Below are 24,178 nucleotides of genomic sequence, written 5' to 3'. Positions count from 1 at the left end.
TTGGGTTGGGTGGAGCGGTCAGGGGTGGAGCAGCCGGGTGGACGGTCAGGGGACCGTCAGGGGACGACGACGACCTGGGCGGCGTACGCCAGGCCGGCGCCGAAGGCGATGAGCAGCGCGAGGTCGCCGGAGCGGGCGTCGCCCTCCTGGACCATGCGGTGCAGGGCCAGCGGCACCGAGGCGGCCGAGGTGTTGCCCTGGTCGGCGACGTCGCGGGCGATCCTGACGCTCGCCGGGAGCTTCATGGAGCGGGCCATCGCGTCGGTGATGCGCATGTTGGCCTGGTGGGGGACGAAGCAGTCGAGGTCGTCGACGGTGACGCCGGCGCGGTCGAGCGCCTCGAGGCCGACCTTGGCCATGGCGAAGGACGCCCAGCGGAAGACCGCGGCCCCCTGCATGGTCAGCGCGGGCATGGTCGGGGAGTCGGACGTCATCACGTCACGCCAGTCCTGGGTCTGGCGGATGTAGTCGAACTGCTCGCCGTCGGAGCCCCACACGACCGGGCCGATGCCCGGGGTGTCGCTGGGTCCGACGACCACGGCCCCGGCGCCGTCGGCGAAGATGAAGGCGGTGCCGCGGTCGGAGCGGTCGAGGATGTCGGTGAGGCGCTCGACGCCGATGACCAGGACGTGGTGGGCGCTGCCGCCGCGCACCATGTCGGCGGCCAGGCCGACGCCGTGGCAGAAGCCGGCGCAGGCCGCAGAGATGTCGAAGGCCACCGGCTGGTCGCAGCCGAGCTCGTGGGCGATGGCGGGCGCGATGGCCGGGGTCTGCATCATGTGGCTGACCGTGGCCACGATGACGCCGTCGACCTGGCCCGCGTCGATGCCGGCATGCGCGAGCGCCTCACGGGCGGCGGCGACGCTCATCATCTGCACCGACTCCTCGGGCCCCGCGAAGCGGCGGGTCCTGATGCCGGAGCGCTGTTGGATCCACTCGTCGCTGCTGTCGATGGCGTCGACCAGCTCGGCGTTGGGGACCACGCGGGCGGGTCGGTAGGCGCCGATGCCGAGCACGGTGGCCTGGGCCGCGCCGGTCGAGCCGGCGAGCGTGCGGGCGCTCACTCGGAGCCCTGGGGGTGCAGGCGCAGCAGGGGTTGTCCGGGGGCGACCGGGTCGCCGTCCTCGACGAGCCACTCGACGACCTGGCCGCCGTGGGGCGCCGTGACGGGGATGCGGTCGCGCAGGCTCGTGACGACGCCGATCTCGGCCCCGGCGGCGAGCAGCTCGGTGTCGGCGGCGCTGCCGTCGATGTCGAAGGTGCCCTTGGCGGGCGAGACCACCATCCGCCAGGTCGGGGTCACGTCGATGAGGGACCCCTCGCCGTGCTTGGCGCAGAAGGCGCGGGCGTCGTCGAGCTGGTCGGGGGTCTTGAGGGCGAAGGTCTCGACCCCCTTGAGCGCCCGCTTGGCGATGCCGGTCAGGGTGCCGGCCGGCGGCATCTCGAGGATCCCGGTCACGCCGAGGTCGGACATGGTGTCGAGGCAGAGGTCCCAGCGCACCGGGCTCGCGATCTGGCCCACGATGCGCTTGAGCACCTCGCGGCCGTCGTGGATGACGCGGCCGTCGCGGTTGGAGATCAGCGGGATGCGGGGGTCGTGGGTCGAGACCGAGACGGCCAGCCGGGCGACGTGGTCGACGGCCGGGGCCATGTGGTGGGTGTGGAACGCGCCGGCGACCGACAGCGGCATCAACCGGGCCTTGGCCGGCGGGTCGGCCTTGAGGGCCTCGAGCTGCTCGAGCGTGCCGGCGGCGACGACCTGACCCGGTCCGTTGTCGTTGGCCGCGGTGAGGCCGTGTCGCTCCAGCGCGGCCTGCACCTCGTCGCGGTCGCCCCCGAGCACCGCGGTCATCCCGGTCGGGGTGGCGGCCGACGCCGCGGCCATGGCGTTGCCGCGCTCGCGCACCAGCACCATGGCCTGCTCGGCGCTGATCGCCCGGGCGCCGACCGCTGCGGCCAGCTCGCCGACGCTGTGACCGGCCACCGCACCGACCTGGCTGAAGCCGTCGGTCGGGTGGGGGAACAGCTCCAGGGTGGTCACCAGGGCCGTGGCGACCAGCAGCGGCTGGGCGATCCGGGTGTCGCGGATGGTGTCGGCATCGGACACCGTGCCGTGGTGGGCCAAGTCGATCCCCGCCACCGTCGAGAGCCAGTGCAGCCGGGAGGCGAACACCGAGTCCTCGAGCCAGGGCGCGAGGAATCCGGGCGTCTGGGCGCCTTGTCCGGGGGCAACGATGACGAGCACGTGACTTACTCTGCCTGGCTCGCGCTCGGGTGCGCGCATCAGGCGCGCACGAAACTCGCAGGCAGATCTTTGTCGGGTTCCTACAACGCCGTCACGACTCGGCCGATGCCGGGGAGGGTGTCCGCCCCGACTGTCGGCCGAGGATGAGCGCGACCTGCAGGGTCAGCGCGTCGCGCGGGTGGCTGGGGGAGAAGCCCGTCACGTCGGCGACCTGCCGCATGCGGTAGCGCACGGTGTTGGGGTGGACGTAGAGCGCCCGGGCCGTGCCCTCGACCGACCCGCGGTGGGCGAGGTACGTGGCCAGCGACTCGGCCAGCCCGCCGCGGGCGCCGGCGAGCGGGAGGTAGACGTCCTCGACCAGGTGCCGTCGCGCGTGGCCGTCGCCGGCCAGGGCGCGCTCGGGCAGCAGCTCGTTGCTCAGCACGGGCCGTGGCGCGTCGGGCCACCCGGCGGCGGCCCGGTGGGCCGCGAGCGCCGCCCGTGCGGAGACGTGCGCGTGCTGCAGGTCGTCGGTCACCGGGCCGACGACCACCGGTCCCTCCCCGCAGAGCCCGGCGATGGCCGAGGCCGCGGCCCGCGGGTCCTCGACGCCGCCGAGCAGCACGACCAGACGCTCGCCCTGCGCGGCGCAGAGGGCGTCCATGCCCGTGTCGCGGGCGGCTCGGCGTACGGCGTCGAACAGGTCGTCGTCGGTACGCCGCTCGGGCAGGTTGCCGAGGACCACCGTGACGTCGCCGCGCGCCGACCACCCCAGCGCCGAGGCGCGCGACAGCATGGTCTCGTCGCCCTCGGCGCGCAGCACCGCGTCGACGACCAGGGCCTCCAGGCGTGCGTCCCACGCCCCCCTCATCTCCGCGGCCCGGGCGTAGACCTCGGCGGTGGCGAAGGCGATCTCGCGGGCGTAGCGCAGGATCGCGGCCCGGACGTCGGGGATGTCGGAGGCCTCGACGATCCGGTCGACGTCGTGCTCGACGACCTCGATGGACAGTCGGACCAGCTCGACGGTCTGCTGCAGGCTGATGGTGCCGGCCAGCGCGCGCGGCGCCGCGCCGAAGACCGACGCGGCCACCGCGAACGACTGCGAGGCAGGGCTGCCCGTCTCGGCGGCCGTGGCGCCGTACCAGTCGACGAACGCGCGGATGCCGGCCTGCACGATCTGGCCGACCCAGGACCGTTCGTCGGCGCTCAGGTCACGGAACCACGGCTTCTCGGCCTCCATCCGGGCCATCGCGGAGGTGCTGAGCGAGCCGCTCGCCCGGACCAGCGCGGTCGCGGCCCGCTGGCGTGAGGAGCGGGGCCGGGAGGACACGCACCGAGGCTAGTACCCCGGCGGGGCCCCGACCGGTCGTGGCGGGGCGACGAAGGAGCCGGGTCGCGCGGACACTTCTCGATGGCCCGAAATGACCAGGCGCCGCGTGGTGGCGCGGCGCTCGTCGGTACGCAGGACCACCGGGCGCGGCCACACCCTCGAGAACATGTCCGCGGACGTCGGTGGCGTGGTTGAATTCTGAACCTGAAGTCCGAGGAGGCCGGAATGGGTGTCGAACGGCACGAGGTGCAGTACGTCACGATCCACGGTCACCGTCGCGCCTACGTCAAGGTCGGGTCCGGGCCGGCGCTGCTGCTGTTGCACGGCCTCGGGTGCGACCACACGACCTGGGAGCCCGTCATCGACGCGCTCGCCAAGCGCTACACCGTCATCGCCCCCGACCTGCTCGGTCACGGCCGGTCGGCCAAGCCCCGCGCCGACTACAGCGTCGGTGGCTACGCCAACGGCATGCGCGACCTGCTCACGGTGCTCAACATCGACAAGGTGACCGTGGTCGGCCACAGCTTCGGCGGTGGCGTGGCGATGCAGTTTGCCTACCAGTTCCCCGAGCGCACCGAGCGGATGATGCTGGTCGCCTCCGGCGGCCTCGGACCCGAGGTGACGCCAGGGATCCGCGCGATCACGACCCCCGGCTTCCATCAGGTCATGGGCCTGCTGACCCTGCCCGGCGTCCGTCACCTCGGCGTCGCCGGGCTCAAGGCAGCCTCGTCGACCGGTCTGAAGACGACACGTGACCTCGGTGAGGTCGCCGACATCTACGACTCCTTCAAGGACCCGCACGCGCGCGCCGCGATCCGCCACGTCGTCAAGGCGGTCGTCGACTGGAAGGGCCAGATCGTCACGATGGCCGACCGGGCCTACCTGACCGACGCCATGCCGATGGCGGTCGTCTGGGGTCGCGACGACCTGGTGATCCCGGTCCGCCACGCGAGCAACGCCGCCGCCCTGGCGCCCAAGGCGCGCGTCGAGGTGATCGCCAACGCGGGCCACTTCCCTCATAAGGACCACCCCGAGCGGTTCGCCAAGATCGTCCACGACTGGGTTCGCACGACTCAGCCCGCGACGTACTCCCGCGCCAAGTGGCGCACCCTGCTGCGCAACGGCCAGGTCGGACCGGTGTCGCCGGTCGGGGTCACCTCGATCGGGCGGGTCCGGGCGACCACGGCCTGACGGTCCGCCCGACCCTCGCCCTCGGGTGGTCGAGGAGGTTGCCCTGGCACCGTCACCACACGGTGGTCGAGGAGGTTGCCCTGGCAACGTCTCGAGACCACCCCACCTCGACCGGTCGGCTCCGGTGGGCCGGTTGCGGTCGAGGGGTCTCGTGACGGCCGTGGGCGGCCTCCTCGACCACCGTGTGCTGGCGTCGTGCTCGACCACGGTGTGAGCTGTGCGGCCTCCTCAGGCGCCAGCACCCTCCTGCTTGACGCCGGCGACGGCGGTGGGGTCGTCGATGCGGTACTGCGTAGCGGCCTTGCCCACCAGGGCCGGGTCGATCTCGCCCGCGTCGGCCAGGGCCTGCAGCGCGCGGACGACGACCGACTGGGCGTCGATGCGGAAGAAGCGTCGCGCGGCGGGACGGGTGTCGGCGAAGCCGAACCCGTCGGCACCGAGCACGCAGTAGTCACCGGGCACCCAACGGGCGATCTGCAGCGGCACGGCGGCCATGTAGTCGGAGACCGCGATGAACGGCCCGCCCTGGTCGCGGAGCTTGGTGGTGACGTAGGGGACGCGCGGGCTCTCGTCAGGGTGCAGCAGGTTGTGGTCCTCCGCCGCGACGGCGTCGCGAGCCAGCTCGTTCCACGACGTCACCGACCAGGTGTCGGACTGCACGCCCCACTCCTCGGCCAGCAGCCGGGCGGCCTCCTTGACCCACGGGAAGCCGACGCCGGAGGCCATCAGCTGGACCCGGGGGCCCTCGCCGGAGGCGGTCGAGACGCGGTGGAGGCCGCGCAGGATCCCCTCGACGTCGACGTCGTCGGGCTGGGCCGGCTGCTCGACCGGCTCGTTGTAGACGGTGAGGTAGAAGATGACGTTCTCGCCGTTGCCGTCCTCGCCACCGGTGCCGTACATCCGCTCCAGGCCCGAGCGCATGATGTGCCCGATCTCGTAGGCGAACGCCGGGTCGTAGTGCACGACGGCCGGGTTGGTGGCCGCGAGCAGCGGGGAGTGGCCGTCGGCGTGCTGCAGGCCCTCGCCGGTCAGCGTCGTGCGGCCGGCGGTCGCCCCGATGAGGAAGCCGCGGGCCAGCTGGTCGGCCATCGCCCAGATCGAGTCGCCGGTGCGCTGGAACCCGAACATCGAGTAGAAGATGTAGAACGGGATCATGTGCTCGCCGTGCGTGGAGTACGACGACCCGGCCGCCGTCGCCGACGCCATGGCGCCGGCCTCGGAGATGCCCTCGTGGAGCATCTGCCCGCTCGTCGACTCCTTGTAGGCCAGCAGCAGCTTGCGGTCGACGGCCTCGTACTGCTGGCCGCCGGGGTTGTAGACCTTGGCGCTCGGGAACATCGAGTCCATGCCGAACGTGCGGTACTCGTCGGGCGCGATCGGCACGATGCGCTTGCCGATCTCGGGGTCCTTCATCCAGTCGCGCAGCAGCCGGACGCAGGCCATCGTGGTCGCGACCGCGTGCTTGCCGCCGCCCTTGGCGACCTCGGCGTAGACCGCGTCACCGGGAAGCGTGAGGGGCTTGGCGCGCACCAGGCGCCGGGGCACCGACCCGCCGAGGGCCGCGCGCCGCTGCATCATGTACTCGATCTCGGGGGACTTCTCGCCCGGGTGGAAGAACGGCGCGGAGCCGGTCTCCTCGTAGGAGCGCTCGAGGTCGCGGTCGGAGATCGGCAGGTGCAGCCGGTCGCGGAAGCGCTTGAGGTCGTCCTGGGTGAGCTTCTTCATCTGGTGGGTGGCGTTCTTGCCCTCGAGGGCGTCGATCGTCCAGCCCTTGATGGTCTTGGCCAGGATCACCGTCGGCTGGCCGACGTGCTTGGTGGCCGACTCGAACGCGGCGTAGACCTTGCGGTAGTCGTGACCGCCGCGTGGGAGCTTCTGGATCTGGCCGTCGGTCATGTGCTCGACCATCCGGCGCAACCGCGGGTCGGGGCCGAAGAAGTGCTCACGGACGTAGGCGCCGTCCTCGACCGAGTAGGTCTGGAAGTCGCCGTCGGGCGTGGTGTTCATCTTGTTGACGAGCACGCCGTCGACGTCACGGGCCAGCAGGGCGTCCCATCCCTGGCCCCAGATCACCTTGATGACGTTCCAGCCCGCGCCACGGAAGTTGGCCTCGAGCTCCTGGATGATCTTGCCGTTGCCGGTGACCGGCCCGTCGAGCTGCTGCAGGTTGCAGTTGACGACCCAGGTGAGGTTGTCGAGCTCCTCGCGCGCCGCGACCCGGATCGCGCCGAGCGACTCGGGCTCGGCCATCTCGCCGTCGCCGAGGAACGCCCACACGTGCTGGTCGGAGGTGTCCTTGATGTTGCGGTTGTGGAGGTAGCGGTTGAACCGCGCCTGGTAGATCGAGTTGAGGGCCGTCAGGCCCATCGACACCGTCGGGAACTCCCAGAAGTCGGGCATCAACCGCGGGTGGGGGTAGGACGGCAGGCCCTGGCCCGGCCCGTGCTGCACCTCCTGGCGGAAGCGGTAGAGCTGCTGCTCGGTGAGCCTGCCCTCGAGGAAGGCACGGGCGTAGATGCCCGGGGAGCCGTGGCCCTGGATGTAGATCTGGTCGCCGCCACCGGGGGCGTCCTTGCCGCGGAAGAAGTGGTTGAAGCCGACCTCGTAGAGGCTCGCCGAGGACTGGTAGGTCGCGATGTGGCCGCCGACCTCGAGCCCCTTGCGGTTGGCGCTCGACACCATCACGGCGGCGTTCCAGCGCAGGAACGCGCGGATGCGCTGCTCGACCTCGTAGTCGCCGGGGAACCACGGCTCGCGCTCGGGCGGGATGGTGTTGATGTAGTCGGTGCTGCGCAGGGCGGGGACGCCGACCTGGGTCTCGCGGGCCCGCTCGAGCAGGCGCAGCATCACGTAGCGGGCCCGGTCGCGACCGCGCTCGTCGAGCATCGCGTCGAAGGAGTCGAGCCAGTCCTGCGTCTCGTCGGGGTCGATGTCGGGCAGCTGGGTCGGCAGGCCCTCGTGGATCACCGCGCGCACGGTCGACCGTGGGGTCTGGTCGGCCGTGGTGCTCTGGGCGCCCTGTGCGGGCTGGTCGGATAGGTCGGGGGAGGTGGGTGTCTCGCCGCTCACCGGTCCATCGTCGCACGCGGATCGAGGCCGCGGAATCGACGCCTGGGCTACCCGCAAGTAGCCCTGACCCGTGGTCGAGGTGGGCCCCCGGGCCGTGTCGAAAGGGTGGTCGAGGTGGGCAGGTCTTGCGGGTTGAGCCCTTCTCCGATGGACTACGCCCCAACACCCACTCGTTTCGTTGGAGGAATTTCCCGTGAGCTCGACCGCCGGTGGCGGCACTACCCAAACCGGAACTGGCCAGACAGGTCCTGCCGAGAGGCTCGGCCTCACCAACGGCATGGTCGTGCAGGAGCTCGGCTGGGACAACGACACCGATGACGCCCTGCGGGTCGCCATCGAGGACGCCATCGACGCCGACATGGTCGACGGCGACTACGGCAACGTGGTCGACGCCGTCCTGCTGTGGTGGCGCGACGAGGACGGCGACCTCGTCGACGGCCTGGTCGAGGCGCTCACCGACCTCGTCGGAGGCGGCGTGATCTGGCTGTTGACCCCCAAGATCGGCCGGCCCAACGCGGTCGACGCCGCCGACATCGCCGAGGCCGCGCCCATCGCCGGTCTGTCGCAGACGACGTCCGCGGCGGTGAGCAAGGACTGGTCGGCCACCCGGCTCGTCGCGCCCAAGACCGTCGCCTGACGGGACCCGACCTCCCGGTCCGGCCGCGGGTCTAGGGTGACCCCCGTGCTCAAGAAGCTGACGTCAGGCGCGGTCGCCGCCGGCACCTCGTTGAAGGTCCTCGGCGCCGCCGGGGTGATCCGTCCCTACTCGCCGGTGACCCTGGCCCGGCTCGCCCGCACCCTCAAGGACTGGGGTGCCGGCCCGGCCGGAGGGTTCACCTCCCTCGCCGTGCGGGTCCCCGACCAGGTCGGCCTCGTCGACGACCTCGGCGAGCTGACCTGGGGAGAGCTCCACGCCCGGTCCAACTCGCTGGCCCACGCCCTGCGCGAGCTCGGGGTGGGGGAGGGTGACGGCGTCGCCATCATGTGCCGCAACCACCGCGGCTTCCTCGACGCCAGCATCGCCGTGGCCAAGCTCGGGGCCGACACGATCTACCTCAACACCGCCTTCGCCGGACCTCAGCTGGTCGAGGTGCTCGACCGTGACAAGCCCAAGGTCCTGGTCTACGACGAGGAGTTCTCGGGGCTGGTGGCAGGCGCGTCCGTGGACGTGCGGGTCGTCGGCTGGACCGACGGCGGGGCCGGCGACGTGCCGACGCTCGAGTCGCTCATCGAGTCCCACGACTCCCGTGACCTCATCCCGCCCTCGCGGCACGGGCGGCTCATCATCCTGACCTCGGGCACGACCGGCACCCCCAAGGGCGCCCCGCGCAGCGAGGCGGGTGTCGAGGCGGCCGTGGCGCTGCTGGGGTCGATCCCCTTGCGTGCCGGCCAGCGCGTGCACGTCGCCGCGCCGCTGTTCCACACCTGGGGCTACGCCCACCTGGGCCTGTCGATGCTGCTCGGCTCGACGGTGGTGCTGCGGCGCCGCTTCGAGCCCGAGGCGTTCCTGCAGACCCTGAAGGACCACCGGTGCCAGGCGGCGGCGGTGATCCCGGTGATGCTGCAGCGGACCCTCGCGCTGCCGCAGGAGGTCCGCGACCGCTACGACCTGCCCGACCTGCAGGTCGTGGCCAGCTCAGGCTCGGCGTTGCCCGGCGACCTCGCGCTGACCTGGATGGACGAGTTCGGCGACAACCTCTACTCCACCTACGGCTCGACCGAGGTCGCCTACGCCGCGATCGCGGGTCCCGCCGACCTGCGGGCCAACCCGGCGACCGCGGGCCGGCCACCGTTCGCCACGACGGTCAAGATCCTCGACGAGCGGGGCGTCGAGGTGCCGCCCGGTGCCTCGGGGCGGATCTTCGTCGGCAACGGGCTGCTCTTCGAGGGCTACACCGGCGGTGGTCACAAGGAGGTCGTCGACGGGTTGATGTCGTCGGGCGACGTCGGCCGGTTCGGCGACGACGGCCTGCTCTACATCGAGGGCCGCGACGACGAGATGATCGTCTCCGGCGGCGAGAACGTCTTCCCCAAGGAGGTCGAGGACTGCCTGGCCCGCCACGAGGCCGTCACGGAGGTCGCTGCGGTCGGCATCGACGACGACGACTTCGGCAAGCGGTTGCGGGCCTTCGTCGTCGTGGCCGCCGACGCCCAGGTGACCGAGGACGACCTCAAGGCCTGGGTCAAGGACAACCTGGCGCGCTACAAGGTGCCGCGCGAGATCGTCTTCCTCGACGAGCTGCCGCGCAACGCGACCGGCAAGGTGCTCAAGCGCGAGCTGGCCCACTCCGGCGACGAGCCCGGCGACGAGCCCGGCGACGACGGCTCCGCGCAGTCGGGCGACGCGTGAGCGGACTCGCCCTCGGGGGACCGGCCCCGGACTTCACGTTGCGCGACCAGTTCGGCCAGGACGTCACGTTGTCGTCGTACCGCGGGCACAAGGCGGTCGCCCTGCTCTTCTACCCGTTCGCCTTCTCGGGGGTCTGCACCGGCGAGATGGCCGGGATCCGTGACCGGCTCGCCGAGTTCCTGACCTTCGACACCGAGGTGATCGGGCTGTCGTGCGACCCCATGTTCGCGTTGCGTGCCTTCGCCGACCAGGACGGGCTCAACTTCCCGTTGCTCAGCGACTTCTGGCCGCACGGCGAGGTGGCGCGGGCCTACGACGTCTTCGACGAGGAGCGCGGGTGCCCCCGGCGGTCGTCGTACGTCGTCGACCGCGAGGGGCGGGTCCGCTGGGCGGTTCACAACGCGAGCTCGCAGGCGCGCGACCTCGACGAGCACCTTCGTCAGCTGCACGCAACGGTCTGACGACCCCTACCCCCCAGGGGGTCTAGACCGCCGCAGGTAATTTGGCCCGGATCCGGCCGAACGTGTTGACGACGCGAGTTGGCCCAGTAGAGTTTTCCTTGTTGAACCGCTGGTGACCCGAGACGCCAGCGGTTCAACTCTTTTTCCGCGATCGTGGCAACTGATTCCACTTGCTCCCATCCGGCGGATGGGCCGCACCGAACGACTGGTGGAGCCCGCGCCGGCTTCCGTGGGGGTGACCGGTGCGGGCTCCTTCCACGACCGGGGCGACGCGTGGCGAGCAGGCAGGACCGCTCGTCCACGAGGGCGACGCGATCTGGTGGGCGCGGAGGGGATCGAACCCCCGACCACCTCGTTGTAAGCGAGGGGCTCTACCGCTGAGCTACACGCCCGTGGTGCCGGTGTGGACCGGCGCCCCAGCCTACAAGGACGTGTCGGTGCGGAAGTCGGGTGGCCGGCTGGCCCTCGTCGCTGCCGGTCCTCGTGCGTCGGGCGAAAAACAATTCCGGTTCGACCCATCGCTGGCGTCGTCGGCACCGAAGATGATGTGAGCCGGCTCTCACGTGGCCGGTCCGACCCCATGCCTGGGAGGCAACACGTAATGAGTGACACCAGCAGAAGGAAGTTCCTGGCCGTCGCAGGAGTCGGCGCGGCTGCGTCCGCCGCCGCGCTCGGCACCGCCGGCGCGGCCGAGGCCAAGCCCAGCCTGAGCCGGGCCAAGGAGCCCGTGCTCGCCATCGTCGACGACCCCAAGAAGGGGACCGTCCGCCTCCTCGTCGGTGAGCGTGAGGTGGTCGTCCACGACCGCGACCTCGCGACCCGGCTCCTCAACGCGGCGGGAGGCAAGTGAGATGAGCTCCCACCGCGAAGCCCCGGAGATCGCCAAGGACCCGTGTGCCGACGGCACCGACACCTACGCGTTCATGCACCCGACCGAGCCCAACCAGGTCGTGATCATCGCCAACTTCATCCCGCTGCAGCAGCCCAACGGCGGTCCGAACTTCTACGAGTTCGCCGACGACGTGCTCTACGAGATCAAGATCTCCAACACGCAGAAGTCGATCGCGGACATCACCTACCAGTTCCGCTTCAAGACTCAGATCCGCAACCCCGACACGTTCCTCTACAACTTCGGGCAGATCGAGTCGATCGACAGCGCCAACTACAACCGGCCGCAGACCTACCGCGTCTCGCGCATCAAGAACGGCGAGATCACCAACATCACCGGTGAGCTGCCCGTGCCGCCGTGCAACGTCGGTCCGCGCAGCACCCCCAACTACGAGGCGCTCGCCGACTCGGCCGTCAAGACGGTCGGGGGTCGCAAGTTCTTCGCCGGTCAGCGCGGCGACGCGTTCCAGGTCGACCTGGGCAGCATCTTCGACCTCGGTGCGCTGCGCCCCTTCGGCAACCTGCACCTGCTGCCGATGGCGGCCATGGACGGCATCAACTCGGTGCAGTCCTACAACGTGCACACCATCGCGATCCAGGTGCCGTCCAGCGAGCTGACCCGCGACGGTCAGGACCAGGATGGCATCGTCCTCAACCGCCGCAACACCATCGGCGTGTGGGCCACGGCCAGCCGCCGCTCGGCCCGCGTGTTCAAGAAGAACCTCGGCAAGTACGGCGGCACCGGTCCGGCCGTGCAGGTCTCGCGCCTGGGCAACCCCCTGGTCAACGAGGTCCTGATCCCGATGTCGGAGAAGGACAAGTGGAACGCCGCGGAGCCCAAGGACGACGTGGACTTCGTGCAGTACGTCCAGAAGCCCGAGCTGCAGGGTCTCCTGCCGTTCCTCTACCCGACGGTGTTCCCCAACCTCGCGGCCTACGACAAGCCGCGCGCCGACCTGGACGCCATCCTGCTCACCGGCATCCCGACCGGCGTGGTCCCGGGCTTCCGCAACTACACGGGTCCGATCAAGTCCGACATGCTGCGGCTCAACATGGCGGTGCCGCCCAAGGCGCAGGCCGACGAGAACAAGCTCGGCATCCTCGGGGGCGACCTTGCGGGCTTCCCCAACGGGCGCCGGCTCGGTGACGACATCACCGCCATCGAGCTCAAGGCCATCGCGGGTGCGACCATCCCGCTGGTCGACCCGGACTACGAGCCTGACGGTGCGGCCGCCCTCCTCGAGGACGGCACGACCGACGACAACCGCCCGGCGATCCTGGACCACTTCCCGTTCATGCCGCTGCCGGGCAGCGGCTACGGCACGGTCCCGGGCACCTCGAGGGTCTCGGAGCCCTCTTGAGCCAGGAGCGCCTGCCCGACTCGCCCGAGAACCCCGACGCGGGGTTCGGTCCGGTCGTCCTCGACATCGGGGACGACGTGGGCGCGGTGATCGTCACCATGCCGATCGAGATGGTCGGCATGGAGATCGACATCGTGCCGTCCGGCGCCGACCTGGCGTCGTACGACGAGCATGACGGGCACGACGAGCACGGTCACGGGCACGGTCATGGTCACGGGCACGGGCACAACGCCCGGCCGCACGTGGCCGTGGTGCGCCGCCCGCTGCCCGACGGGCGGGTGATCCCGACCCTGGTCTACCCCGAGGTCGTGGAGGGCTCCTACTCCCTGCTCGTCAAGGGCACCGACGACGTCGTCATGGACGTCGACGTCGTGGGAGGCCAGGTCACCGAGGCGACCTGGCCGGTGACCTGAGCGCCAGCACCACCTGATCGACCGGGCCGGGCCCGACCGCAGCACGCGGTCGGGCCCGGTCCGCGTCCGGGCCCAACCTCCACGCAACACCACCGTCACTACAGTGACCTGCGTCACCGCCGCTCGAGGAGGATCCATGCTCGTCCCGCTCACCGCTCGCGACTTCATCGACCGCGCCGTCCAGGTCTACGGCGACCGGGTGGGGGTGGTCGACGAGCCCCAGCAGCCCGCGGCGTCGCTCGGTGAGCTGACGTACGCCGAGATGGGGGCCCTGGCCCGCCGTCAGGCGGCCAAGCTCGACCAGCTCGGCATCGAGGTCGGCGACCGGGTCGCCATCGTCAGCCACAACAGCGCGCGGCTGCTGACGTCGTTCTACGGCGTCGTGGCCTCCGGCCGGGTGCTCGTGCCGGTCAACTTCCGGCTGCGCCCCGACGAGGTCCGCTACATCGTCGAGCACTCGGGCGCCCGCGTGCTCTACGTCGACCCCGAGCTCGACGCGGAGCTCGCCGACGTGACCGCCGAGCACCGCTTCGTGCTCGGCGACGACGCCGACCTCTACGCCGAGGAGGGCGTCGAGCCGCAGGCCTGGGAGCCCGACGAGAACGCCACGGCCACCATCAACTACACCTCCGGCACCACCGCCCGGCCCAAGGGCGTGCAGATCACCCACCGCAACATCTGGACCAACGCGGTCACCTTCGCCATGCACGTCGGGGTCACCGACCGCGACGTCTACCTGCACACGCTGCCGATGTTCCACGCCAACGGGTGGGGGATGCCCTTCGCGATGACCGGGCTGGGCGTCAAGCACGTCGTGCTGCGCAAGGTCGACGGTGCCGAGATCCTGCGGCGGGTGCGCGACCACGGCGTGACCGTGATGTGCGCGGCCCCCGCCGTGGCCGCCGCCGTGCTCGAGGCCGCCCAGTCGTGGGAGGGCGAGATCCCCGGGCGTGACAAGGTGCGGATCATCATGGCCGGCGCGCCGCCGCCCACCAAGACCGTCGTGCGGGTCGAGGCCGAGCTCGGCTGGGAGTTCATCCAGATCTACGGGCTCACCGAGACCTCGCCGCTGCTCACCGTCAACCGCCACCGCGCCGAGTGGGACGACCTGCCCCCCGAGGAGCGCGCGGTCAAGCTCACCCGGGCAGGGGCGCCCGCGCTCGGCGTACGGCTGTCGGTGACCGGCGACGACTCCGACGGCGACGGGACGTCGAGCCCGAGCGGTGAGCTCCTCGCGCAGTCCAACGTGGTGCTCGAGGGCTACTGGGAGCAGCCGGAGGAGACCGAGAAAGCGCTGGCCGGCGGCTGGTTCCACACCGGGGACGGCGCAGTGATCGGTGACGACGGCTACGTGACGATCCAGGACCGCAAGAAGGACGTCATCATCACCGGCGGCGAGAACGTCTCCTCCATCGAGGTCGAGGACGTGCTCTTCAGCCACCCGGCAGTCGCCGAGGTGGCGGTGATCGGGGTGCCCGACGAGAAGTGGGGCGAGACGATCAAGGCGCTCGTGGTGCTGGCCGACGGCCAGCAGGCCAGCGAGGCCGACCTGATCCGGTGGTGCAAGGACAAGGCGGCCGGCTACAAGGCGCCCACGTCGATCGAGTTCCGCGACGAGCTGGCCCGCACGGCGACCGGCAAGCTGCAGAAGTTCAAGCTGCGCGCGCCGTACTGGGAGGGGCGCGAGCGCCAGGTCAACTGATGGTCTTGGTCGCCGAGCCCGGTCTCGAGCCGCCCGTCCGCTCTACCTGGTAGCGCTGCCGCTCGGTTTGGTACGGCGGACGGGACCGGCTCGGCGGACCGGGCTCGTCGACGTGCGCCGTGTGGTGGCGTCGGTCTGGGGTCGGGGCGCCTGGTGACCGGACTGGCTTTGTCTCGGGTGGCGCGTCGGGGGCGGCGCGGTGTCTCGGGGCTCGTCTTCGGGCTCCTCGCACCTCGACCGGCGTCGGTGGCTCCGCTGGCCCTCGTCCTAGGCTGAGGTCGTGCCCCGCCTGCAAGAGATCACCGACCTGCTCCACACCTGGTACCCGCCCGACACCGCTGACGCGTGGGACGCCGTCGGGCTGGTCTGGGGCGACCCGGAGGCCGAGGTCACGAAGGTCATGCTCGCCGTCGACGTCACCGCCGAGGTGGCTGCCGAGGCCGCGGAGTGGGGAGCTGACCTGCTCGTCGTGCACCACCCGCTGTTCCTCAAGGGCGTGCACGGCTTCGCCGCGACCACGCCCAAGGGTCGCACCCTGGCCGCGCTGGTCGCGGCGGGCTGCGCGCTGCTGACCGCCCACACCAACGCCGACCAGGCGGTCGGTGGGGTCTCGGAGGCCCTGGCCACGGCCCTGGGCCTGACCGACCAGGCGCCCGTCGTCCCGGCGCCCGGGCGGGCGCTCGACAAGCTCACGGTCTACGTCCCGGTCGACGCGGCGTCGGTGGTGCGGGCCGCGCTCGCCGAGGCCGGGGCCGGCGAGATCGGCGACTACGACTTCGCCTCCTTCACCACGCCCGGTCAAGGACGCTTCCGTCCGCTCGCGGGGGCCAACCCGACGATCGGCGCCGTCGGGCAGATCGCCGAGGTCGACGAGGTGCGGATCGAGGTGGTGCTGCCGCGCAGCCGCCGCCGCGCCGTCGTCGCCGCCCTCCGCTCCGCCCACCCCTACGAGGAGCCGGCGTACGACGTCGTCGAGGTCGCAACCGGCATCGACAGCACGGCCGTGGTCACCGGGTCGGGCCGGATCGGGACGATCACGCCGGTGACCCTCGAGCAGTTCGCCGCAGCGGTCGCCGAGGCCCTGCCCCAGACCCACCACGGCGTCCGGGTGGCCGGCGACCCGCAGCGCCGCGTGCGGCGGGTCGCGGTGTGCGGCGGTGCGGGTGACTTCCTGCTCGACGCGGTGCTGCGCACCGACGCCGACGTCTACGTCACCAGCGACCTCAGGCACCACCCGACGGCGGAGTTCGTCGAGAAGGGCGGCCCCGCGCTGGTCGACGTCGCCCACTGGGCGGCGGAGTGGACGTGGTTGCCGACCCTCGAGGCGCGACTGGTCGCCGCGCTCGGCGACGACCTGCAGACCCGGGTCAGCGCGCTGGTCACCGACCCGTGGACAATGCGGCTGTGACCCACCCGAGCACCGCCCCGAGCACGACCCCGAGCACGACCCCGCAGGCCGCGTCGTGAAGGCTCCCGCCGAGGCCCAGCTCCGACTGCTCGACGTGCAGCGGCTCGACGCCCGCGCCGACCAGCTGCGCCACCAGCGTGCCACCCTGCCCGAGATCGTCGAGATCACCGCACTCACCGCCAGCCGGCACGAGGTCGACGACCAGCGCCGCGACCAGCAGGTGGTCGTCGACGACCTCACAGCCGCCCAGCGCCGGGCCGACACCGACGTCGAGCAGGTCAAGGCCCGCCGCGCCCGCGACACCGACCGGATGGCGCAGGGCCTGATCACCAACCCCAAGGACCTCGAGCGGATGCAGCACGAGCTGGCCTCCCTGGAGCGCCGCATCGGCACCCTCGAGGACGAGGAGCTCGAGATCATGGAGCAGCTCGAGGCCGCCCAGGCGACCCTCGACGAGCTGCAGCAGCGCCTGGCCGCCAGCGACGAGCGGCTCGCCGAGCTCGCGGTGCAGCGCGACGAGAAGACCGCGGTGATCGACCGCGAGCTCGCCGAGATCGAGGCCGAGCGGGGGCCCGCCGCCGAGGGCCTGCCCGACGACCTGGTCGCGCTCTACGACAAGCTGCGCGCCGCCAAGAACGGCGTGGGCGCCGCCGAGATGCTGCAGCGGCGCTGCACCGGCTGCCAGATCGGCATCGACCCGGCCGAGATCGGCGTCATCCGCGCCACGCCCGCCGACACGGTGGTGCGTTGCGAGGAGTGCCAGCGGATCCTGGTCCGCACCGCGGAGTCGGGGCTGTAGGCGTGACCCACCGCTCCGTCCTGGTCGAGGCCGACGGCGGCTCGCGCGGCAACCCCGGCCCGGCGGCGTACGGCGCCGTGCTCAAGGACGCCGCCACCGGCGCGGTGATCGCCGAGGACGGCACCACCATCGGACGGGCCACCAACAACGTCGCGGAGTACGCAGGTCTCATCGCCGGGCTGCGGATGGCCGTCGAGCTCGCGCCCGGCGCCCGCGTCGAGGTGCGGATGGACTCCAAGCTCGTGGTGGAGCAGATGTCGGGGCGCTGGCAGGTCAAGCACCCCGACATGCGGCCGCTGCACGCCGAGGCGAGCGCGCTGGCGCCCGCGGACACGACGTACACGTGGGTCCCGCGCGAGCGCAACAAGCACGCCGACCGGCTCGCCAACGAGGCACTCGACGGGCACCGCTCGGGCGTCACCGTGGTCGGCACGCCGGTCGACGAGCAGCCCGCCGAGTCGGCGGTCGAGGAGGCGGAGAAGCCTCCGGCCCGCGGGTGGGGCGGGCTCGGCGCCGCGACCACGCTCGTCGTGGTGCGCCACGGCGTCACCAAGCACACCTCGGCCAAGCGGTTCTCCGGAGGGCTCGGCGGCGACAACCCGCCGCTCAGCGACGAGGGCCGCGACCAGATCAGGGCCGCCGGCGAGTGGTTGCTGCCGATGGCCGACCAGGTCGCCGCCGTCGTGGCCTCGCCCGTGCGCCGCACCCGTGAGTCGGCCGACATCATCGGCGAGATGCTCGGGGTCGAGGTCACCGAGGAGCCCGGCTTCGCCGAGATGGAGTTCGGCCACTGGGACGGCCTGACGTTCGCCGAGGTGGGTGAGCAGCACGGCGACGAGCTCTCGGCCTGGCTGGGTTCGCTCGACGCGGCCCCGACCGGTGGCGAGTCGTTCCGGACCGTGCAGACGCGGGTGCTGGCCGGCCTGGAGCGCCTGCTGGCCGCCCACGCCGGGCGCACGGTCGTCGTGGTGAGTCACGTGACCCCGATCAAGACCCTGGTCGCGCACGCCCTCGACGCGCCGCTCGAGGCGGTGTTCAAGATGGAGCTCTCGCCGGCCTCGGTCACGGTCCTCACCTGGTACGACGACGGCCGCGGCTCGATGCGGCTCTACAACGCCCTGCCGCCGGCACGCGACGCGTTCGCCTCCGGCACCTGGTGAGACTGCGGCCGGTCTGCCGCGGTGGTGGACCGCCTCACGTCGGCGCTCCCGTTACGTCGCACAGGGTCGTGAGCAGGGTCCGGGACTCGGTGGTGGCGGGTGGGGCCGGCGCGTGGTCTCCAGTCCCCGGCACGTCACCGTCGCGGCCACCCGGATCGGGGCGTCCACGGCGGCCGGCTGACCTGGCTCACGGTTCCTCGCGACCCGAACCCCGTCATCGCGGAACCGGCGGGGGTGAGGGTTCTGCCGTGGTGCACCTCGTTCCAGCGCTGCTCCTCGGCACCACAGATCAGATGTCACCTACCTACGCGAGCCGGGCCTGACCGCTGGCTGGCGTGTGATGTTCAGCCGACCTGAGACGAGACAGGACGTGTCGACTGGCTTGGAGTGGGCCCGCCGGTCGCGGCCGCGGCGTCTCGCGTGCGCGCCCAGAGGCTCGCCAGGACCATCGCCGACAGCAGCACGAGGCTGATGCCGGCGATGGTGGCCTCGAGGCTGATCCCCACCACGAGCAGGGGCAGAAGTGCCGTGCCGGCGGCCGAACCCAAGGCTCGTCCCGCCGTGGCCCGGGCGAGGGCGCCGGTCACGTGTCCGGGGTGACGACGGGCAGCAGACGTGTCGAGCAGGCCCTCGAGGGCGGTCATGAACAAGCCGGACGACAGCTGCGCCACGCACAACATCGCGGCGTGGACGGGCGCCAGGACCCAGCCCACCACCATGCCGAGCGCGCACGTGATCCACAGGCCGAGATGTTCCGTGCGGTGTTCCGGGATGCGCCTGGTGAGCGCCGGCGCAGCCAACGACCCGAGGGTGAAGGCGATGGCAGCAGGGGCGACTGCCTCCCGGCCGTGAAGCTCGGCAGCCAAGGCGACCGAGAGGAGCGTGGGCGCTGAGGCGAGGAACATCAGAACAGTACCGCCGACCGTGGTCGCTGAGGCCGCCCCGCGTCGCAGGTGAGGCCTTCGCACACGCCGGCCGCTCGGGGCGATGGACGAGTCGCCCGCCACGATCACCGTCGGCACCAGAGCCAGCACGTAGGCGGCCATCACTGCGAGCAGGACCGTGTCCGGCGAGACACCGCCGCGAGCAGGTAGGAGGGCGGCGACGGCGACGCCCGCCGCCTCGACGGAGGCGACGATCGTTCCGTACCAGGTGAGGGCCGTGGGGCCGCTGCTGACGGCCGCCACCTCGGCCCGCATGCCGGCATACCCAGTCCAGGCCGTGACGTTCATGGTCGAGATGCACAGGGCGAGCACCCACACGGGGGCGCCGGTGAACAGCAGCAGGAACACGCTGACCCGCAGCATCGCCTCGGCGACGGCTGCGCCGCGGAGCAGGTGTCGGCCGCTGAGCAGTGACGCCATCCAGCTGGCCGCGGGCGCGGACAGCGCCACACCGATCAGCATCGCCGCGCTGCACAGCCCGGCAGCCGCGAGACCGTAGGACGCGACGACCTGCAGCATCAGCACGGTCCAGGCCACCGAGAGGCACAGCGAGTCCACCAGCCCGGCCGCCATCAGCCGGACCAGGCGACGGCGTGCGGCCATCGGGTCCATCTGGCTAGGTGCCGACGAAGAAGGGTCGCGGCGGCGGGAAGCCGTTGAAGTGTGAGGCGTAACTCAGCGTGTAGGCGCCCGCGGAAGCGATGAAGACCCGATCGCCCTCGGCCATGGTGCACGGCAAGGGAGCGCCGTAGAACATGGTGTCGGCGCTGTCGCAGGTGGGACCCGTGACCGTGAAGGGCACGTGCGCGGCCACCCCGTGGTCGTGACGCGAGGTCCACAACGGGTAGCGCCACTGACCCACGGTCTGATGTGTCTCGATGAGGCCGTGATAGGCGCTCACGTCGAGGTAGATCCAGTCCTCGCCCGCTCGCTGCTCCCGGCCGAGGACGCTGGCCACCATGACCGCCGACTCCGCGACGATGTGCCGACCGGGCTCAGCGGCGATGAGCGAGGGCTGATAGGGCAACAGGCCGTCCAGGGCACGGTTGACGGTGTCGCCGATGTCGTCGATCGAAGGCACCGGACCGTCGTAGCGGGCGGGGAAGCCGCCCCCCATGTTGAGCATCGTGATCCTGATGCCGTCGTCGCTGAGTTGTCGCATCACTCGACCCATCGAGGCGATGGCCTGGACCCAGGCCGAGGTGGCGACGCACTGGGACCCGACGTGGAACGTGAGGCCGTAGGGCTCCAGCCCGAGCTCCCGGGCCATGAGGAGCAGGGCACGGGCCTCCTGGGCCTCTGCGCCGAACTTGCGTGACAACGGGAAGACGCTGGTGCTGTCGTCGACGCGCACCCGGATGTAGACGGCGCTGCCCGGGGCACATCGTGCGATCTTGCCCAGCTCGTCCTCCGAGTCGGCCGCGAAACGCCATACTCCAGCCTCAGCCGCCCCGACCACGTGGGAGGCGGGTTTCACGGTGTTGCTGTAGAGCACGTCGCCCGGGTTGACGCCCAGCTCCTGGAGCATGCGCAGCTCGCCGAGCGAGGCGACCTCGAAGCTGCTTGCGTGCTCGGCGACCGTGTTGAGCACCTCCGGAGCCGAGTTGCACTTGACCGCGTAGAAGGGCTGCACCTGGGGCAGGGCACCAGCAAATCGCCGCAGGCGTTCTGCGATCATCGCCAGGTCAGTGGCGAGGAACGGCGTGGGCAGGTCGAGGCCGCCGAGGACACCGGGATGGAGGGTGGCCGGCCAGTGGTTCGGCAGACCCAGTGGCTGTCGAACCTCTCTGGCCTCGGACAGGTTCACCCGGGGTCTCCTCATAGGTGTCAGTGGGCCGGACGGACGCGCTCGTGGCGATGCCCATCAGCAGCCCACCGGTCGGATGGCACGACGTGCCAGGGTATTCCTAGCACGCCCGGGGAATAAATCTCCCCCATTGCGGTAACCCGGCGCCGAGCCCGACCGTTATCACGGGGTGACCACCCGACGAGTGGGCCTTGCGAGGCCACCGAGATCGTCAGTGGCAGTGCTGATGATCGCCGCGCTCTGGGTCCTCGGCCTGTTGATGGTCGCCGAGACGCCTGCTGCTCAGCACGTGTCCAACTTCGGACTCGCGGGCGTCGCGCTGCTGGCCGGCTGCGCTGCCTGGGTCCGCGCACGTCGTCACCAGGGTTCCTTCGCGCGGTTCTGGTGGCTTCTGGGCGCCGGGGCTCTCTCGTGGTCGGCAGGGCAGGTGGTGTGGACCTACTACGAGTCGGTGCGGGGCCAGGAGGTCCCCTTCCCGTCACCGGCCGACGTCGGGTACCTGGGACTGCCACCGCTCGCTGCGGCGGCCCTCATGTCACTGCCGCTGGCCGCCCCCACCCTCGCCGGACGGGTCCGCACCCTCATGGACGGGCTGATGGTGGCGACCTCCATGCTCCTGTGCAGCTGGATCATCGTGCTCGGCCCGGTGTTCCGGGCCGGCGCGGACTCGTTCGGGTTGCAGGTGATCTCCCTTGCCTACCCGATCGGTGACGTCATCGTCATCACCCTCGTCCTCTACACCTGGCTCAGGGCACGTCAGCTACATCGACACCTGCCTGTGTCCCTGCCGCTGGTCGGCAGCGGGCTGTTGGCCTTCGCGATCTCGGACTCGGGCTTCACCTACCTGACGACCATCGGCGCCTACAGGTCGGGGAACGTCATCGACATCGGCTGGTTTGCCGGATTCGTGTTGATGCTCGTCGCGGCCATGTGGCCGGAACCGGCGGAGGCGGCGAGCTCCGAGCAGGACCTGACCGTCCGACCCCTGGGCAACCTGCTCCCCTACGGCGCCGTCTCGGTGGCGCTGCTGACCTCGGTCATCGAGCTGGCGCGCACCGGACAGGTGGATGTCGTCGTGTCATGGATGCGCACGGCACTCATGATCCTGCTCGTGGCGCGTCAGATCCTGACCATCAAGGAGAACCAGGCCCTGACCGACCACCTCGAGCAGCGGGTCGAGGCGCGGACGGCCGAGCTCCGCAGGAGCCGCAACCTGCTGGTCGCAGGGTTGGAGAAGGAAGCGGACGCCGTACGCCGATTGCAGGACCTGGATCGGGCGAAGGACGAGTTCGTCGCGACGGTGAGCCACGAGCTGAGGACCCCGATCACGAGCATCATGGGCTATGTCGAGCTGCTGCTCGACGCCCATGCGGACGACGTCGATCCCGTCCACGCGGACATGCTGCGAACCGTGCAGCGCAACGGGGACCGCTTGGCCTCCCTCGCTGAGAACCTCCTCGCCGTCGCACGGCTGGACTCCGATGAGTTCGACCTGGATCTGAAGCCGGTCAATCTCGGTGACGTCGTGGGACGCATCGAGGCGGCCCTGCGCCCCGTCGTCAGCGAACGGGACCTCGACGTCAGCTACACGATCCCGCCGGAACCGATCCTGACCCACGGGGACGTGCAGTACCTGGAGCGGGTCCTGTTCAACCTGATGAGCAACTCCCTGAAGTTCACCGAGGACGGCGGCACGATCGGCTGCACGCTCACGCGGGAGGCTGACCGGGCCGTCCTCGAGATCAGCGACACCGGTATCGGGATCCCCGCCGACGAGCAGAAGCACCTGTTCACGCGCTTCTTCCGGTCCTCCACGGCCCGGCGCCAGGCGATCCAGGGCACTGGCCTCGGACTCAACATCGCGTCATCGATCGTGACTCGTCACGGCGGGGAGATGGACCTCTGGTCCGAGCAGGGGCGCGGGACGAAGGTCCGAGTGGCGCTCCCGACGGTGTCCGCGGTACCAGGCGTCCGGGGGTCTTCACCGTGGAACCCACTGGTCTCGGCGCAGTCGGGCGCCGAGCTGCTGCTCTAGGTGGGGGAGAACCCGACGACGACGCAGAGCCGGTGCGAGCCGGTGGGAGGCCCGTACCGGGGTTGTTCCAGCCTGCGTCGAACGCACAGCTCGGGGCCAGGACGACATGGCCCACCGAGGCGGTCATGGGTCGAGGGTTGCCGATTGCCGCCGCAGCGCACGCCCGACCCTGCCGCTGCCAGGCCAGGCGAGGACGCGGCGGGTCCTCGCCGCGACGTGCGTCGTGTCGATCGGCAGGCCTGATCAGACCTGGGTGACCACGACGTCGAGCTGCGTGCCCTTGGCCGTGGGCTCGCCGACCTCGACGGTCCAGCCGAGGTCGGTGAGCGCGGCGGCCAGTGCGGCGGGGGTGCGCGGGTCACGGCCGTCCTCGAGCAGGGCCCGGACGATGCGGCCCTTGGTGGCCTTGTTGAAGTGGCTGACGACCGAGCGGCGACCGTCGACCTCGTGCAGCACCCGGACGGTGGCCACGCGCGGGGCGAGGTCGGCCGGGGGACGCCAGAACGCGGCGTACATGCTCGAGCGGAGGTCGACGAGCAGGCCGCGGCCCAGGGCGTCGACGACCGCGGGACCGAGGGCGTCACGCCAGACGCCGGCGACGGGGCCGGTGCCGGGCAGCGAGGCGTCGCCGGACAGGCGGTAGGCCGGGATCCGGTCGCCGGGGCGGATCAGGCCGAAGAGGCTCGAGGTGATCGCGACCCGTGACGTGGCGCGGCGCTTGGCGGCCGCGGTGAGCGTGTCGAGCCCGAGGTTGTCGTAGAGGACACCGGTGTAGACGGCGTCGGCGCGCGCGGTCGGCGACGAGACGGCGCGGGCGTTGAGGTCGACGAGGTCGAGCTGCGACTTGGGCACGTCGAGCGCGCGCGCCGCGAGGTCGCGATCGCCCTCGCAGAGCGCGACGAGCGCGTCGAGCACCCGGGTCCGCGCGTCGGTGAGCTCGGGGGAGGAGAGGGCGGCCAGGTCCAGCGGCTTGCCGCGGCGCGGTGCGGACTTGCCCTCGCTCGGCGGCAGCAGGATGAGCACGGCGGCTAGGTTA

The 24,178-nt window shown here is 71.3% G+C and carries 19 protein-coding genes and 1 tRNA gene; 12 read left to right on the top strand and 8 right to left on the bottom strand.

What is annotated here, in order from left to right; genetic code table 11:
- Positions 1-56: 56 nt before the first annotated feature.
- From FZC61_RS20480 to FZC61_RS20470, 3 genes are all read right to left on the bottom strand, one after another.
- Complete coding sequence (locus tag FZC61_RS20480; protein ID WP_148616032.1) at positions 57-1,064, bottom strand: beta-ketoacyl-ACP synthase III; 1,008 nt, start codon at positions 1,062-1,064, stop codon at positions 57-59.
- Positions 1,061-2,245: an acyltransferase domain-containing protein gene (locus FZC61_RS20475; RefSeq protein WP_148616031.1), complete on the bottom strand. Its 1,185-nt coding sequence runs from the start codon at positions 2,243-2,245 to the stop codon at positions 1,061-1,063. Before FZC61_RS20475 ends, FZC61_RS20480 begins: the two co-directional genes overlap by 4 nt.
- Before the next feature lie 91 nt (positions 2,246-2,336).
- Positions 2,337-3,554 (bottom strand): PucR family transcriptional regulator, encoded by a 1,218-nt coding sequence (locus FZC61_RS20470; protein WP_246142826.1) that lies wholly within the window; start codon positions 3,552-3,554, stop codon positions 2,337-2,339.
- Between the two features lie 225 nt (positions 3,555-3,779).
- Between FZC61_RS20470 and FZC61_RS20465 the strand changes: the two genes are divergently transcribed.
- Positions 3,780-4,745, top strand: a complete 966-nt coding sequence (locus tag FZC61_RS20465; protein ID WP_148616030.1) for an alpha/beta fold hydrolase — start codon at positions 3,780-3,782, stop codon at positions 4,743-4,745.
- 228 nt (positions 4,746-4,973) lie between these two features.
- Here the strand turns inward: FZC61_RS20465 and aceE are convergent, their stop codons facing one another.
- Positions 4,974-7,721, bottom strand: a complete 2,748-nt coding sequence (gene aceE, locus FZC61_RS20460; protein ID WP_211357366.1) for a pyruvate dehydrogenase (acetyl-transferring), homodimeric type — start codon at positions 7,719-7,721, stop codon at positions 4,974-4,976.
- A gap of 286 nt (positions 7,722-8,007) precedes the next feature.
- On the opposite strand from aceE, the gene FZC61_RS20455 reads away from it, so the two are divergent.
- Genes FZC61_RS20455 through FZC61_RS20445 form a run of 3 tightly spaced genes read left to right on the top strand, consistent with a single transcriptional unit; the run spans position 8,008 to position 10,625 of the window.
- Positions 8,008-8,451, top strand: coding sequence for a DUF3052 domain-containing protein (locus FZC61_RS20455; RefSeq protein WP_148616028.1), 444 nt, complete (start codon positions 8,008-8,010; stop codon positions 8,449-8,451).
- 45 nt (positions 8,452-8,496) lie between these two features.
- Positions 8,497-10,164: an AMP-binding protein gene (locus FZC61_RS20450; protein WP_148616027.1), complete on the top strand. Its 1,668-nt coding sequence runs from the start codon at positions 8,497-8,499 to the stop codon at positions 10,162-10,164.
- Positions 10,161-10,625, top strand: coding sequence for a peroxiredoxin (locus FZC61_RS20445; RefSeq protein ID WP_148616026.1), 465 nt, complete (start codon positions 10,161-10,163; stop codon positions 10,623-10,625). Before FZC61_RS20450 ends, FZC61_RS20445 begins: the two co-directional genes overlap by 4 nt.
- 317 nt (positions 10,626-10,942) lie before the next feature.
- Here the strand turns inward: FZC61_RS20445 and FZC61_RS20440 are convergent.
- Positions 10,943-11,017, bottom strand: a tRNA-Val gene (locus tag FZC61_RS20440).
- Positions 11,018-11,226: 209 nt separating this feature from the next.
- Here FZC61_RS20440 and FZC61_RS20435 point away from each other — a divergent pair.
- From FZC61_RS20435 to FZC61_RS20405, 7 genes are all read left to right on the top strand, one after another.
- Positions 11,227-11,475, top strand: coding sequence for a hypothetical protein (locus FZC61_RS20435; RefSeq protein ID WP_148616025.1), 249 nt, complete (start codon positions 11,227-11,229; stop codon positions 11,473-11,475).
- Position 11,476: 1 nt separating this feature from the next.
- Positions 11,477-12,874 (top strand): DUF4331 domain-containing protein, encoded by a 1,398-nt coding sequence (locus FZC61_RS20430; protein WP_148616024.1) that lies wholly within the window; start codon positions 11,477-11,479, stop codon positions 12,872-12,874.
- A complete protein-coding gene (locus tag FZC61_RS20425; RefSeq protein WP_148616023.1) occupies positions 12,871-13,287 on the top strand; it encodes a hypothetical protein in 417 nt (138 codons plus the stop codon). Before FZC61_RS20430 ends, FZC61_RS20425 begins: the two co-directional genes overlap by 4 nt.
- A 136-nt stretch (positions 13,288-13,423) precedes the next feature.
- The gene (locus FZC61_RS20420) at positions 13,424-14,989 is read left to right on the top strand and encodes an AMP-binding protein (RefSeq protein WP_148616022.1); all 1,566 of its coding nucleotides are present in this window, start codon (positions 13,424-13,426) and stop codon (positions 14,987-14,989) included.
- 280 nt (positions 14,990-15,269) lie between these two features.
- Complete coding sequence (locus FZC61_RS20415; RefSeq protein ID WP_148616021.1) at positions 15,270-16,397, top strand: Nif3-like dinuclear metal center hexameric protein; 1,128 nt, start codon at positions 15,270-15,272, stop codon at positions 16,395-16,397.
- Positions 16,398-16,452: 55 nt separating this feature from the next.
- Complete coding sequence (locus tag FZC61_RS20410; RefSeq protein WP_246142825.1) at positions 16,453-17,196, top strand: zinc ribbon domain-containing protein; 744 nt, start codon at positions 16,453-16,455, stop codon at positions 17,194-17,196.
- A 2-nt stretch (positions 17,197-17,198) separates the two neighbouring features.
- Entirely contained in the window at positions 17,199-18,356 is a 1,158-nt protein-coding gene (locus FZC61_RS20405) for a bifunctional RNase H/acid phosphatase (RefSeq protein WP_148616020.1), read from the top strand.
- Positions 18,357-18,700: 344 nt separating this feature from the next.
- Here FZC61_RS20405 and FZC61_RS20400 read toward each other — a convergent pair whose 3' ends face one another.
- Complete coding sequence (locus FZC61_RS20400; RefSeq protein ID WP_148616019.1) at positions 18,701-19,903, bottom strand: hypothetical protein; 1,203 nt, start codon at positions 19,901-19,903, stop codon at positions 18,701-18,703.
- Positions 19,904-19,916: 13 nt separating this feature from the next.
- The gene (locus FZC61_RS20395; RefSeq protein WP_211357357.1) at positions 19,917-20,978 is read right to left on the bottom strand and encodes a type III PLP-dependent enzyme; all 1,062 of its coding nucleotides are present in this window, start codon (positions 20,976-20,978) and stop codon (positions 19,917-19,919) included.
- A gap of 355 nt (positions 20,979-21,333) precedes the next feature.
- Between FZC61_RS20395 and FZC61_RS20390 the strand changes: the two genes are divergently transcribed.
- Positions 21,334-23,142: a sensor histidine kinase gene (locus tag FZC61_RS20390; RefSeq protein ID WP_246142827.1), complete on the top strand. Its 1,809-nt coding sequence runs from the start codon at positions 21,334-21,336 to the stop codon at positions 23,140-23,142.
- Between the two features lie 243 nt (positions 23,143-23,385).
- Here the strand turns inward: FZC61_RS20390 and yaaA are convergent, their stop codons facing one another.
- Positions 23,386-24,165, bottom strand: a complete 780-nt coding sequence (gene yaaA / locus FZC61_RS20385; RefSeq protein ID WP_148616016.1) for a peroxide stress protein YaaA — start codon at positions 24,163-24,165, stop codon at positions 23,386-23,388.
- Positions 24,166-24,178 lie beyond the last annotated feature (13 nt).

The organism is Nocardioides rubriscoriae (assembly GCF_008087085.1).
GTDB lineage: Bacteria > Actinomycetota > Actinomycetes > Propionibacteriales > Nocardioidaceae > Nocardioides > Nocardioides rubriscoriae.
This window is presented reverse-complemented; position numbering and strand designations above follow the sequence as displayed.

Excerpts from the sequence above, each read along its gene's own strand:
- FZC61_RS20465 (WP_148616030.1), top strand. The coding sequence starts at position 3,780 with ATGGGTGTCGAACGGCACGAGGTGCAGTACGTCACGATCCACGGTCAC.
- FZC61_RS20435 (WP_148616025.1), top strand. The coding sequence starts at position 11,227 with ATGAGTGACACCAGCAGAAGGAAGTTCCTGGCCGTCGCAGGAGTCGGC.
- FZC61_RS20430 (WP_148616024.1), top strand. The coding sequence starts at position 11,477 with ATGAGCTCCCACCGCGAAGCCCCGGAGATCGCCAAGGACCCGTGTGCC.
- FZC61_RS20420 (WP_148616022.1), top strand. The coding sequence starts at position 13,424 with ATGCTCGTCCCGCTCACCGCTCGCGACTTCATCGACCGCGCCGTCCAG.
- FZC61_RS20400 (WP_148616019.1), bottom strand. The coding sequence starts at position 19,903 with ATGGCCGCACGCCGTCGCCTGGTCCGGCTGATGGCGGCCGGGCTGGTG.
- FZC61_RS20395 (WP_211357357.1), bottom strand. The coding sequence starts at position 20,978 with ATGATCGCAGAACGCCTGCGGCGATTTGCTGGTGCCCTGCCCCAGGTG.
- FZC61_RS20390 (WP_246142827.1), top strand. The coding sequence starts at position 21,334 with ATGATCGCCGCGCTCTGGGTCCTCGGCCTGTTGATGGTCGCCGAGACG.